Origin of the sequence: Paenibacillus lentus, assembly GCF_042714055.1 — a bacterium.
In the GTDB taxonomy this organism is placed as follows: domain Bacteria; phylum Bacillota; class Bacilli; order Paenibacillales; family Paenibacillaceae; genus Fontibacillus; species Fontibacillus lentus_A.
The window spans coordinates 374,332-386,961 of the sequence record NZ_JBHGVC010000004.1 but is presented as its reverse complement, the minus strand read 5'-3'; the positions used below and the strand labels follow the sequence as shown (position 1 = coordinate 386,961).

Sequence of the window (12,630 nt, the reverse complement as noted above, 5' to 3'; positions counted from 1 at the left end):
TGTGGGTGGATATTCGCGTCGGCTTCTCATGGAACACCATATTCATTAACTTGAAGCATTCCTTTTTTACGGGATCGGAGAAGTGGGCGGCCGGGATGCTGCTAGTGCTCTTGATTGTTCCTGATCTGTACCATGCCCTCAAAGCCCCAAAAAACTCCCCCGCCCACTCAGCCGGCCCCGCCTCCAGCGCCTCTAGTACTGGCTCCAGCTCCGGCAATTTCGCATCCGGTGCCGGAACCAGCTTCAGCTCCAGCCCCGGTACCGGATCCACCGGCACCACTGTTTCCGGTTCCAGCTCCGCCTGTGTTTCCGGCTCCTCCGCTAGTTCCGACGCTGGCTCCGCCTCCGGATCCAGTTCGGCCTCTCAATAACGAAATGAGCTTATAAAGCAATGCCGCTATAAGAATTATGAACGGCAGTACGATATAAAATATGGGGTCAACTAAATACAGCATTTTGCTTCCTTTCATTAAATGCTCGCTGTATGAGCGGGTTATCATTGTAGTGGATACCAGGATAATAAGGGTCATCGGGTAAATGAGCTTTTGATGCGGAATGTTAAAAATATTGGATATGCCAATCACAGCGGCATAAAAGTAAATGCTGATTTTGAAGAAAACACCGACGATCAGCGTCATGACGACAAAAATATCCGGCCGCTGGATAAAGTCAGAAATCGAGGCCTTCCCTATCGTCGTTAGTAAGGGAAACATCGATCGTTCGGCTATATCGACGCCTAGCACGGAGATGATAGTCGCAACAGTTAAGCTTAAAATAAGGCCGGCGAATAAAAGAGCCCAAAAGCCGGCCTTAACCCCTTTTTTAGAATCGTTAAGGAACGGCAGCAGCATATTAAACGCAATGGCCTCTGCAAAAGGAAATTGGTAATTTTTCCTAGGAACGGAGTGAAGCAGCGGCCCTATTCCCTCCCCCAAAACCGGCAGCAATCGATTAATATCGACAATACGCGCAAACCCGATCAGCAGCAGGCTCAGCATGCCAATCATGATAATAATAGCCATGAATATCAGCGCCGACCGTGCAAGCACCTCCAATCCTCTATGCAGTGTATAAGCAACAGTAATCATCATTAGCAAATTAATAATGAACAAGGGAGTTTCCCTCAGCGTGGAGGATATGACTAGAAGCCCGCCATCCATCAAATCCCTGGTTGCTTTGTTTAAGAAAAACACCATATAGACAATCCCAAGCAGGGTTCCTAGGTATTTTCCCAGCAATAGCTTGAAATATTCGGTGGGCAGCATGTTGGGGAACAACAGATAAAGCAGCGCGTAAGCAGCATACAGTAATAGGCCAATGACAAGGCCGAACAGAATCGCCAGCCACTCGTCTTTGTTGGCCTCCAAACCCAAGTTGACGACGAGGGCGGTTCCTAGCTGGAACAAAAGCATTAATGCAAAAATTTGCAGAGGAGTAATTTTGATTTTTTCCATGCTGCTTCCTCCTTAGGAGTCTTGATTGTATTTATGGGAGCGATCTCGCAGTTCCGTACCCCGAATGACTGAATTTACTTTGTATTCGACCTCTAGCTGAGGGAACAGATCCTCCCAGCGATCCTCGATCTTGTTCCAGACTCTGGGACTTTGGCGTTGAACAACGTCTCCGAAGCGAAAAACGTCGCTTTTGGCCGATTGGGCTTTTTGAACGACGGCCCGCAGATCCCTAGCGATCACCTCATTTATCTTTTGTTCAATCTGGTGAAGCACCTCGGGATTACGTAAATCAATCTCGGCGCCTACTTCCCTTACCGATAACTGAACGCTGACGTTAACTTGAATAACCGGATGGTACGGATCGTTTAACTGAGCCTTCAAAGCTGTTTTTGAGCGGTTAACGTCTACTGCAATATCCCCCGTTTCATCGTCAGATTCGATCACCAGCGCCGTCTTTTTCATCTTATTTCTAATCCACACCATCCCTCGGCTCTCATCGGGGGTTAGCCAATTCACCAGCTTATCGTCTTTAAAAATAGTCAAATCGCCAATCAGGACAACCCCTGGACTCTCCACGTTTTCCAAACTGCTTTTCTTCCCTGCCTCTTTCAAATTGCCAACGGGTTCTACGCTATTGATGACAGGCCCGCCTCCCGGTATTAGTAAATCACGCAAAATATCATCAATTTGTATCAAAAAGCTGGTTCCCGATTGCTGCGCCGTCAGCTCGGCCTTTTGCGAGATGGAATATGCCGTAATTTTGCCAATAGGCGTCAAGGAGGCCGCCACGTCGGCTGCCCTAATATCTCCCTTCGTGATTAAGACATCGGCCGTCAGCCGGATATCGGAGTCCCTGTCCAAAAAATCCATAATCTCCGAGATACCCTGGCGGGCAACGGACTCCGAAATAATTATAAGCCTGGCATGTGCGGTTGAAATCAAACGCGGTACCTTGCGGGAAGCACTGCGTATCGCTTCACTAATCGTATGCCCCGTGCCGCTGTATATAGATGTAGGCGTAGCTCCCCGACCCGTTTTGCCTGAAATCTCATCGGCAATAATGACCTGGAAGGAAACTAGATATTGGCCCTCCGCTTCAGGAGCATGGTCGATGCCGATCCCGGCCACGATTGCCCTCCGGTTCAATTCGAGAGCATCCCAGCATCCGGTCAACAGCATAACGCAGCATAGGGTCAACGCAATGGCTATAGTCCTTGTAATCATATCGACGGCACCCTCCTTACCAGGGTCTTAGTATGCTGTGAGAATATAGGAGCCAATCAAAAACATTGCAGACGCTTAAAGAGGAGCGCTTCACATTCCGTGATCCGAAGCACCTTGTTGGTCTTGTTGGTCTTGTTGGTTTTGTTGGTTTTGTTGTCCCTGCTGTCCTTGTTGTCCTTGTTGTCCTTGTTGCCCTTGTTGGTTTTGCTGGTTCTGCTGGTTCTGCTGGTTTTGCTGAACCTGCTGAACGAGTTGAGCTTGTTGACCTTGCTGCTGGTCTGCTCCTATGGAATGTTTATTTCGTCCCTCTCGAATCTGATGCTGCTCTTGGAGCCTGTCTGGTGATGTTTTTAATATCCAAGCTGGCATCCGCAGAATGGAATCCTTCTGATCCTTAGGAACAAACGGCGTAATCGGTGCTAGATACGGCACGCCAAAGGATCTAAGGCTATTCATATGGACTACCAACATAAGAATCCCCAAGGTAATGCCGTAGAGTCCAAACATGCCAGCCAGAATCATGAAAGCGAAACGAACCAAGCGGCCTGCCACTGCTATGTTATAAGCCGGAGGCGCAAAGCTCGCAATTCCAGTCAATGCAACGACAATAACCATCCCCGGAGTAATTAATCCTGCTTCAACAACGGCTTGCCCCAAAATGAGTGCGCCTACGATAGAAATTGTCTGACCGACTGCTCGCGGCATGCGCAGCCCCGCTTCCCGCAGTAGTTCGAAGGTAACCTCCATCAGCAAAGCCTCAACGAATGCCGGAAAAGGGACGCCTTCCCGCTGAGCTAAAAGACTTACCAACAGCAGGGAGGGAATCATCTCATAATGGAACGTCGTCAACGCAATGTATAGGGCTGGGCCAAGGATCAGTATGATAAAGCTGAGATAGCGAATCATGCGCATGAGGATACTGATATCAAAACGCTGAGCATAGTCTTCTGGAGATTGAAAGAAATGGCCGAATACGGTCGGCAGAATCAAGACGAACGGCGTTCCATCAACAATGATGATCACCCGTCCCTCCAGCAAGTGACCAGCCGCCGTATCCGGTCTCTCCGTGTTGTATATGGTAGGAAACGGGGTAAAGGTCTTATCCTGAATAAACTCCTCAATATACCCGGAGTCCAGCACCCCATTAAGCTGAATATTCTCAAGGCGCTGTCTGACTTCCTGAACAAGCTTGGGATCAGCCAGGCTCTTAATGTACATCATTGCCACATGAGTATGGGTAACCGAACCGATCTTCATCGTCTCCAGCCATAAATTCGTGTTCCTGATTCTCCGTCTAATCAGTGATATATTCGTTGCAATCGACTCAACAAAACTGTCCTTGGGCCCCCGAACGACCAATTCCGAGGTGGATTCCGTGACAGTTCTCCATTCCCCCCCTCGAGTTCCCGCAACGATTGCCCTGGTGCTTCCTTCTAGGAAAATTGCCGTATCACCGGATAAAATAGCTAGAATAACGTCATTCCAATCTGAAACTACAGTGGACTCTCCCAGGGACAGAAAGCTGGATTGCAATTGATCCAGCAGAGCCTCCGAATCCTTGCCCTTGCCCTCGCCCTGCTCCATGCTCGTTAAAGACTGCATAACAAAGGAATTGATCATCATCTGATCACTTAATCCATTTATATAAATGACAACCATCGGAACAGACTTGGAACCACTCAAACTCATTTTACGAACGACGATATCCGCGCTCTCCCCGGATTCCTGCTGAATTCGGTCGATCGTCTGCTGCAGATCCCCCGAAATAACTCTGTTACCGGACAACTGTCCATTCTGAGAACCAGTATTGTTCTGCGGGCTAGCATCATTCTGTGAACTAACACCACTCTGTGTGCTAGCTTGATTCTGAGAACTAACACTGTTCTGCATACTAGCTTCATTCTGTGAACTAACACTGCTCTGCATGCTAGCATCGTTCTGTGAACTAACACCGCTCTGTGTGCTAGCTTGATTCTGAGAACTAACACTGTTCTGCATGCTAGCTTCATTCTGAGAACTAACACTGCTCTGCATGCTAGCTTCATTCTGAGAACTAACACTGCTCTGCATGCTAGCTTCATTCTGAGAACTAACACTGCTCTGCATGCTAGCTTCATTCTGAGAACTAACACTGCTCTGTGTGCTAATATTCCTACCTTTATCTTGTTCATGGTTCCCAAGAGGTTGGCGTCTGCTTCTTCCGATAAATTGATTGCGTCTCATACCTGGCAGCTCCTGTCCCTAAACATACCTCCATTATTTGCTAATCGGCCCGTTTTCATGCGGATTCGCATACCGATTCGAGCAGCCTTGAGGAAAAAGGGCTGCTTGTGATCATCTTGCTTTATTTACCGGCCAACGTGGTAATAATGAACAATATGCGCGATCAAAGGAGGTAGCTGATGAATAATCGAGAATACAACCCGGGTGCATTGCCCCAGTTTCCCCAATCCATGTGGAGACAGACGACGGATTTGCCCGCTTTCCCTAGGCTGGAGGAGGATATCCAGACCGATGTGGCGATCGTCGGCGCTGGAATTACAGGCATTACCACCGCTTATCTGCTGTCCAAAGCAGGATTTAAAGTGGCCGTAGTAGATGCGGCTGAAATTCTCGACGGGACGACCGGATTCACGACGGCCAAGATCACTTCGCAGCACGGCCTGATTTACGACAAGCTGCGCAAGCATTTTGGAGATGAGGAGGCCAGATTGTATTATGAAGCGAATGAGGCCGCCCTCTCCTTCATTCGATCGACGGTGGAAGAACATCAAATCGACTGCCAATTGCAGCAGGAGGATGCCTATTTATATGCCGATTCCGAGGAACAGGCGGAGCAGCTTCGCAAGGAATGGGAGGCGTATGAACAGCTTGGAATACCGGGCGAATGGTGTGAAGCCTTACCGATCCCCGTTCAAGTCCATGGAGCGATCCGGCTGCAGAATCAGGCGCAATTCCATCCGCTTCATTACCTGCGCGTCCTTGTCGACTCCGTTACAGCTCATGGGGGAGTCTTTTATGAAAATACGACCATGAAGGATGCAGCCGACAATACCGGAGATGGACGGCGAAGGCTCACTTCAGAGGACGGACATACGATCACTTGCAAATATGCCATCTCTGCCTCCCACTTTCCATTCCATGACGGAAGAGGATTCTACTTTACGAGATTGCATGCCGAACGCTCGTATGTGGTTGCAATTGAGCCGGAAATCCCGTTAGAGCGCGGCATGTATATTAACTGCGGAGAACCTAAGCGTTCACTGAGATCGGCCCTGTTAGACGGGGAACAGGTTATTCTCGTCGGAGGAGAATCGCATAAAACGGGAAAAGGCGAGTGCACCTTCAAGCACTATGAAGAACTGGAGAAGTTTGGCGGCGAGCTTTTCGGAGCGAAACGCATTCCTTATCGCTGGTCTACCCAAGACCTCATCACACTGGACGAGGTTCCCTACATCGGAACCATTACCGCAGACGTGGATAACGTTTTTGTTGCAACCGGCTTTGCCAAATGGGGTATGACAAACAGCACGGTAGCTGCCTTAATGTTCCGCGATCTTATTATGGGACACGGCAACAAGTTTACGGAGCTGTACAAGCCTTCCCGCTTTAAGGCAAATCCCGGAATCAAGAACTTTACCGTCCAGAACGCGGATGTGGCCAAGGAATGGGTATCTGGAAAAGTCGAGCTGATCCATCGAACGGCAGAAGAGTTAAAAGCCGATGAAGGCGCAGTCGTGCGCCATCTCGGCAAAAGAGCCGGCGGCTATAAGGATGCCGAGGGCAGACTGTTTGTCGTTGATACGACATGCACGCATCTCGGCTGTGAAGTTGAATGGAACGACGCCGAGCGCTCCTGGGACTGCCCTTGTCATGGCTCAAGATTCAACTATAAAGGCGAAGTGCTGGAAGGGCCGGCCACAGAGAACCTGCCGCTGCTTAGCCAAGAATCTGGAAACAGGCATTAACCTGCCGAAGGATGACCACGCTGCATAAAGGCACCTGTCAGTGCCTTTTTCTTTTTTTATAGTACCTTGCTTTATTCAGTACTGGATGATAGTATGTAGATGGAAAGTCTGCTTAAGAATAACACTAATAATACGAAAAAGAGGCGATGGCACTTGGATATCAGTATCCAATTTAAAAAAGGCGCCTTGGAAATTTGCGTGCTAGTACTTATCCATGAGAAGGATCGCTATGGATATGAGTTAGCCCAGTCCGTCTCCGAGCATATCGAAGTGGCGGAAGGCGCCCTGTATCCTCTGTTGCGAAGGCTCGTGAACGAGGGGCATTGCACGACGTATTTACAGGAATCGAGCGAAGGCCCTCCCCGTAAATATTATAAACTAACCCCCCAGGGGGAAATTCACATGAAGAAGCTGGTGATTGAATGGAAACGGTTCGTCAGCAACGTATCCAATTTAATCGAGAGAGGAAGCCATTTATGAAAAAGAGAGAATTCATCTCGCTGCTCAGCTCCCATTTGTCGGTGCTGCCGCCGGAGGAGCAGAGAGAGCTGTTGGAGGACTATGAGGCCCATTTCGCTTTCGGCCTTCAGAACGGAAGAACCGAGGAAGATATCGTCCGTGAGTTGGGCGACCCGACCGAGCTGGCTCGGGAGGCCTTGGATAACCGGGTTAATCCCCAGCATCCATTGTATTGGTTCGGCGAGCCACCCGAGGGTCAGACTGCCTCGGTTCCGTGGGCGGAAGCGGGCAGCCGCCAACCAATCATGACTGCCGCAATCTACACCGGGCTGTTTTTCCTTAACCTGATCACGATGCCCTTGCTTATCGCATTATGGGCCTTGGGCCTGGCTATCGCCATGACGGCTGTCGCCGGCATACTAAGCCCTGTCGCCCTTCTCCTCGAATATATATTCAACGGCGCATTTTATCCCGCAAAAGCCTTTGCCGTGCTCGTAATGATCGGTATTGGCATCCTTTTTGCCATTGTTTCGCGTAATGTATATTCGAGCCTCATTAAATTAAGTGCGTCTTATTGGGCATGGAACGTCCGAGTCGCCAAAGGAGAAAAGATCAATGAATAAAAAAGGATGGACCCTTGTAGCGAGCATTTTCGTCATTCTTGGCATCAGCGGGATGATCTATCAAGGCTTCAATTTCGGAGAGGAGCAGCCTTCCTATACCCAGAAATGGACGTTCAGCGATAATGAGCTGAAGTCGCTCTCCATTAACAGTGATTATAATGTCGAATTTGAATTTATCGAAAGTCCAGATGGCACGAACTATGTGGAAGCCAGCGGAAACCTGCCGCAAAAGTCGATTGATAAATTGATGCAAACTAAGATCGCCAACCAAAGCTTGGCTCTCCAATTAAGCGAGGAGCACGTCTTTACTTTTCTCAGCTTCAACTTCCAATCGACAACTCAGCAAATTACGGTCGCTCTAGCCGATCCGCAGCAGACTCTGGATAAAATTGCTGTCGACCTGCACTCCAACAATGGAAATTTCCAGGCTTTGCGTGCCAAAGAAATATGGCTTGAAACGAAATCAGGAAATTTGTCAGGCAAGAATCTGACAGCCTATCATTTGCAAATAGGAGCTCTGTCCGGCAAAATATCCCTGGAGCAAATCGAGGCAGATACAGAGCTTAAAGTTACCTCAGGAAATGTGAGGATTGACCGCTTCAAAGGCTCTTTAACCTCCAAAATGACCTCTGGCGATTTTAAGGCCCAAGATCTTCAAGGCGATATTCAGGCTACGATAACTTCAGGGAATATTAAAATCAATGATTGGACGGGGAACGGTGCTTTTAAATCCACCTCCGGCAACATTACCATTAACGATCAGCGTTCGGATTCGCTGGATATATCCATTCATTCCGGAAACGTAAGCCTGTCCACCGACCCTGAATTTCAGGGCACGTACGACTTGAGAGCTTCTTCAGGAAATATCGAATCGCCGGATTCGCCTAATGTGAGCCAGGATATTATTAAGATTCGTTCTACTTCCGGGAATATTAAGATTAAATAATTTCCGTGCTTGCTACAACGTACAAAATAGCCCCTGGCTCTTAAGCCGGGGGCTATTTATGACTTAGTGAATACATATGGTTATCCCTCTAGGCAATTACGCCAGCAATGGCTTCACGATAGGACTTCAGTGAATAGTAGATGACCGTCTGCAGAATGCTTTGATCTTCCTCAGGCACGAGCGTCTTCGCATAGTCCCAGGCATTCTCTTCAATGCGCAATGCAATTCTCCGGCGCTCCTGCTCACTATCGCAATGATCGAGAAGATCCGATAGCTCCTGCAGGCTTGCATCCTCGGCATGCCCAAGCTCGTGGGCGAATACGATGCGCAGCACCTGCGGAAAAGCTTCCAGTGATCCAAAGAGACTTAAGCACTGCTTCTTGATTTCTCCTAAATACATCGTGACTTTATGATTAGCGATGCTGTATTTTCCACCCACATTCCGCCCCCCTGGAAACCGAGAGCGAACGTCAAGAGTAACCGTACTGCCGGATTGCGCCAACAATTGATCCAATATAAGCTGTGCTGTTCTTTCCAAGTTGACTCCCCTTATTTCTTATAGAATTGACACCTCTTATTCTGACTTGTATCGATCAGAACGTTTTTGCCTTCCCTATTATAATCCAACCGATTTCAGAAATGAATAACAGAGCAACCATTATTTTTTACAAAACCGTACTGAACAAGACAAGCCCTCTCCATCTTATGTTGCGTCAATACTTTTTACTAGAATGAAGACAGTGTTGAAATTGATCGCCAAAACGGATACAATTTGAATATTCAGTGTTCGAAGGAGGTGGGTAGAGTGGATCGCAAGTTCGTATGGAATCGAATCAGCCAATTGCCGATGGCATTATTCGGCATTTTTCATGCTGCAGCTATCAACGGGAGAAGTCTGTTCATTTTCAGCCATACGATATCCAAATTACACTTGCGAAATGCCGCTCCTACCTTAACCTAACGGATCGTTACGTGAAGAAGGCTGCAGAATTTCTGCAGCCTTTTTTCGTCTCCAAGGGAGCTTAGCTTCGATGGAAGCGGCATCGGCCGAAGGAGATTAATAAGAATGATTATCCAATGCAAAAATATCCAAAAATATTACGGCGCCGAGCTTGTGCTCAGCGATGTTACCTGTGAAATCAAATCCGGCGAGAAGGTCGGCTTGATCGGTCGCAACGGAAGCGGCAAGACGACGCTGATGCGCCTCTTGTCCAGTAATGAAATGCCAGATCGGGGCTCTCTCGCTATCCGTAAAGACACCACACTCGGCGTCCTCGCCCAAGTCCCTGACTTTCCTGACAGCATGACGGTATACGATGTGCTGCAGTCTGCCTTCGAGCCACTGCTGGCGATTGACGCGGAAATGCGACAACTTGAAGCGGAAATGTCCGTGCTATCCTCAGCGGGCACGAATCCGTCTGACCTTGATCGCCTGCTGAAGCAATACGGAAGCCTGCAGGAGGCCTTCGAGCGAAATGGCGGCTTTGAGATGGAGGCCTCCATTGAGCGCGTGGCTCACGGGCTCCGCATTCCTGCAAGCTATTACGCGCGAGCCTTCAGTTCCTTGTCCGGCGGAGAGAAGACGAAGCTCGGTCTAGCCGTCATTTTATTGCAGCAGCCGGATGTTCTGCTGCTCGACGAGCCGACCAACCATTTAGACATGGCCGCTATCCAATGGCTCGAGGAATTTCTCCGTGCTTTTGAAGGTACCGTCATCGTGATTTCTCATGACCGTTACTTTCTCGATAGGGTAGCCGATAAAATCATCGAAATCGAGGACGGCGAAGCATTTACCTACCCTTGCAACTACAGCGAGTACAAGAAGGAGAAGGAAAACAGGCTGCTGCAGCAATTTGCCGACTATCAGGAGCAGCAGAAGAAGATCAAGAAAATGCAGGAGGCCATTAAACAACTGATCGAATGGGGCAACCGCTCCAACCCGCCGAACGCCGGGTTCCACCGCAGAGCGGCCTCCATGCAAAAGGCGCTGGATCGCATGGTAAAATTGAAAAAGCCCGTGCTCGAACGCAAGCGCATCGATCTGCAGCTATCACAGACCGACCGTTCAGGAAATGATGTTATCGTACTGCGAGAGGTAGGTAAGTGCATCGGAGAACGCATACTGTACCGCGGAATAAATCATACACTTCGTTACGGGGAGAATGCTGCCTTGATCGGCGGAAACGGTGTGGGGAAAACCACGCTCATCAAGAGCATTTTAGGCTTGGAGCCTGTTCAGGAGGGGGAAATTCGGCTCGGCTCCCGGGTAGAAACCGGCTATCTTGCCCAGGAATCGGCACCTAAGGATTATCCCGACACGGTGCTGGATTATTTTCGAAATGAGCTTGGCATGGAAGCCGGGGAAGCCCGTAATCAGCTTGCGCGCTTTCTGTTCTACGGCAGTGACGTATTTAAGAAGGTTCACAGCCTGTCCGGCGGTGAATGGACGCGGCTGCGGCTGGCTATATTGATGTACCGCAGGCCGAATTTACTGCTGCTGGATGAGCCGACCAATCATCTGGATATCGATTCCCGGGAAGCTCTGGAGGAAGCGCTTGAGGAATACCCCGGCTCCGTGCTCGTCATCTCCCATGACCGATATTTCATCAACAAGATTGCAAGCCAGGTGTGGGAGCTCACTCAAGGCACGATGTTCGTAACCCAAGGCGACTATGAGGATTACCAGGCAGAGCTCAAGCGGCGGCTGTCAGGGGAACTGGGGCAGTCCGGGCAAGCTAAGGCATTCATGCAGCCCAAATCCTCCGAGCTATCTGCGGAATCCGCGCAGGCCGTCCCATCCGCACAGCCCGGTCGCGTCCCGCCAGATGAGAATCACATCGATAGTCCACCCGTTAGGGACGCTTTCCCTTCCGGGGAGGAGCGGTTCACGGGTCAGCCGCTAAGAAAACATCGAAACAATGGCGCCCCATCCGGTGCAAATCCTGCCACACTGCGCAAGCTGGAACAGGATATTTCGGCCTCTGAGCAGCGGATTGCAGACATCGATGAAGCTATGCTTGACCCGGACATCGCCCATGACGCAGAGAAACTGTCAGCGCTGCTGGTAGAACGGGAGGAAGCCCAGCAGCATCTCGACCAGATGATCGACAAATATATCGCTCTTTTGGAGCAATAGCCAAATAATAGCCAATACGTTAGGAGTGAACGACCGATGAAGCCGATTACCTTTCATCTTCAACTTGATGATGATCGTCTTGCTGCCTTGTCGGCAGCCGATGCCCGAATGGGGGCCTTGATCTCTCTGATCGGCGAAATAATGACGACACCGCAAGGCCCGCATTTCGCCTCCCTGGCCCGCTCGATCATCAGTCAGCAAATTTCCGTAAAAGCCGCAGCAACCATTCGCGGCCGGGTGCTAGAATTAGCCGGGGAGCTCTCCCCGGCTGCCTTATCTTCGGTAAGTGACGAGGCATTGCGGGGTGCCGGACTATCCGCCTCCAAAGTAGTGTATCTCCGAGACTTATCATGTAAAGTACTCGCAGGCGAGGTTGTGTTGGAACAACTGCACGACATGAGCGATAGTGAGGTCGTTCAAGCGTTAACCTCCATTAAAGGCATCGGCAAGTGGACGGCTGAAATGTTCCTGATCTTTGGCCTGGGGCGCGAAAATGTCGTATCCACCGGGGATGCCGGACTGCAGCGTGCCGCAAGATGGCTTTATAACCTGGAGGAGCGGGCTGACCGCAAGTATCTGCAGCAGGTGATGGGTTTATGGAGTCCGTATGGCTCCATAGCCTCGCTCTATTTGTGGGAGGGGATTAATGCGGGACATGTAGACTCAGGCCAGACGCTCGACCAGCTTCTATCCAAGTAACAAATATAAATTCCACCCTAGAGCACTTCATATTTATGGGATATTTTCCCATACTATATGATATATAAACGATACGTATTTAAATCTTCGTAATTTGTTTATATATATATTTGAACATTTT

At 49.5% G+C, this 12,630-nt stretch carries 11 protein-coding genes; 7 read left to right on the top strand and 4 right to left on the bottom strand.

What is annotated here, in order from left to right; genetic code table 11:
* Window positions 1-167 precede the first annotated feature (167 nt).
* From ACE3MQ_RS11650 to ACE3MQ_RS11640, 3 genes are all read right to left on the bottom strand, one after another.
* On the bottom strand, window positions 168-1,454 hold the full coding sequence (locus ACE3MQ_RS11650) for a GerAB/ArcD/ProY family transporter (RefSeq protein ID WP_379392777.1): 1,287 nt from the start codon (window positions 1,452-1,454) through the stop codon (window positions 168-170).
* 12 nt (window positions 1,455-1,466) lie between these two features.
* Complete coding sequence (locus ACE3MQ_RS11645; protein WP_379392776.1) at window positions 1,467-2,678, bottom strand: Ger(x)C family spore germination protein; 1,212 nt, start codon at window positions 2,676-2,678, stop codon at window positions 1,467-1,469.
* Window positions 2,679-2,768: 90 nt separating this feature from the next.
* Window positions 2,769-4,568, bottom strand: a complete 1,800-nt coding sequence (locus ACE3MQ_RS11640; RefSeq protein ID WP_379392775.1) for a spore germination protein — start codon at window positions 4,566-4,568, stop codon at window positions 2,769-2,771.
* A 512-nt stretch (window positions 4,569-5,080) separates the two neighbouring features.
* Here ACE3MQ_RS11640 and ACE3MQ_RS11635 point away from each other — a divergent pair.
* From ACE3MQ_RS11635 to ACE3MQ_RS11620, 4 genes are all read left to right on the top strand, one after another.
* Window positions 5,081-6,646 carry an FAD-dependent oxidoreductase gene (locus ACE3MQ_RS11635; protein WP_379392774.1) on the top strand — a complete coding sequence of 522 codons (1,566 nt, stop codon included), beginning with the start codon at window positions 5,081-5,083 and terminating at the stop codon, window positions 6,644-6,646.
* A 153-nt stretch (window positions 6,647-6,799) separates the two neighbouring features.
* Entirely contained in the window at window positions 6,800-7,126 is a 327-nt protein-coding gene (locus tag ACE3MQ_RS11630; RefSeq protein ID WP_379392773.1) for a PadR family transcriptional regulator, read from the top strand.
* Entirely contained in the window at window positions 7,123-7,728 is a 606-nt protein-coding gene (locus ACE3MQ_RS11625) for a DUF1700 domain-containing protein (protein ID WP_379392772.1), read from the top strand. The genes ACE3MQ_RS11630 and ACE3MQ_RS11625 overlap by 4 nt, the downstream gene beginning before the upstream one ends.
* Window positions 7,721-8,674 carry a DUF4097 family beta strand repeat-containing protein gene (locus tag ACE3MQ_RS11620; protein WP_379392771.1) on the top strand — a complete coding sequence of 318 codons (954 nt, stop codon included), beginning with the start codon at window positions 7,721-7,723 and terminating at the stop codon, window positions 8,672-8,674. Before ACE3MQ_RS11625 ends, ACE3MQ_RS11620 begins: the two co-directional genes overlap by 8 nt.
* 88 nt (window positions 8,675-8,762) lie before the next feature.
* Here ACE3MQ_RS11620 and ACE3MQ_RS11615 read toward each other — a convergent pair whose 3' ends face one another.
* Window positions 8,763-9,212: a hypothetical protein gene (locus ACE3MQ_RS11615; RefSeq protein WP_379392770.1), complete on the bottom strand. Its 450-nt coding sequence runs from the start codon at window positions 9,210-9,212 to the stop codon at window positions 8,763-8,765.
* Window positions 9,213-9,479: 267 nt separating this feature from the next.
* On the opposite strand from ACE3MQ_RS11615, the gene ACE3MQ_RS11610 reads away from it, so the two are divergent.
* The 3 genes from ACE3MQ_RS11610 (at window position 9,480) to ACE3MQ_RS11600 (ending at window position 12,509) form a co-directional block, all read left to right on the top strand.
* Entirely contained in the window at window positions 9,480-9,635 is a 156-nt protein-coding gene (locus ACE3MQ_RS11610) for an RAxF-45 family protein (protein ID WP_379392769.1), read from the top strand.
* Between the two features lie 105 nt (window positions 9,636-9,740).
* Window positions 9,741-11,810, top strand: a complete 2,070-nt coding sequence (abc-f, locus tag ACE3MQ_RS11605; RefSeq protein WP_379392768.1) for a ribosomal protection-like ABC-F family protein — start codon at window positions 9,741-9,743, stop codon at window positions 11,808-11,810.
* Window positions 11,811-11,846: 36 nt separating this feature from the next.
* Entirely contained in the window at window positions 11,847-12,509 is a 663-nt protein-coding gene (locus ACE3MQ_RS11600; RefSeq protein ID WP_379392767.1) for a DNA-3-methyladenine glycosylase family protein, read from the top strand.
* The last annotated feature ends 121 nt before the right edge of the window (window positions 12,510-12,630 follow it).

Excerpts from the sequence above, each read along its gene's own strand:
- ACE3MQ_RS11635 (WP_379392774.1), top strand. The coding sequence starts at position 5,081 with ATGAATAATCGAGAATACAACCCGGGTGCATTGCCCCAGTTTCCCCAA.
- abc-f (WP_379392768.1), top strand. The coding sequence starts at position 9,741 with ATGATTATCCAATGCAAAAATATCCAAAAATATTACGGCGCCGAGCTT.
- ACE3MQ_RS11620 (WP_379392771.1), top strand. The coding sequence starts at position 7,721 with ATGAATAAAAAAGGATGGACCCTTGTAGCGAGCATTTTCGTCATTCTT.
- ACE3MQ_RS11625 (WP_379392772.1), top strand. The coding sequence starts at position 7,123 with ATGAAAAAGAGAGAATTCATCTCGCTGCTCAGCTCCCATTTGTCGGTG.
- ACE3MQ_RS11650 (WP_379392777.1), bottom strand. The coding sequence starts at position 1,454 with ATGGAAAAAATCAAAATTACTCCTCTGCAAATTTTTGCATTAATGCTT.
- ACE3MQ_RS11645 (WP_379392776.1), bottom strand. The coding sequence starts at position 2,678 with ATGATTACAAGGACTATAGCCATTGCGTTGACCCTATGCTGCGTTATG.
- ACE3MQ_RS11640 (WP_379392775.1), bottom strand. The coding sequence starts at position 4,568 with ATGCAGAACAGTGTTAGTTCTCAGAATCAAGCTAGCACACAGAGTGGT.
- ACE3MQ_RS11600 (WP_379392767.1), top strand. The coding sequence starts at position 11,847 with ATGAAGCCGATTACCTTTCATCTTCAACTTGATGATGATCGTCTTGCT.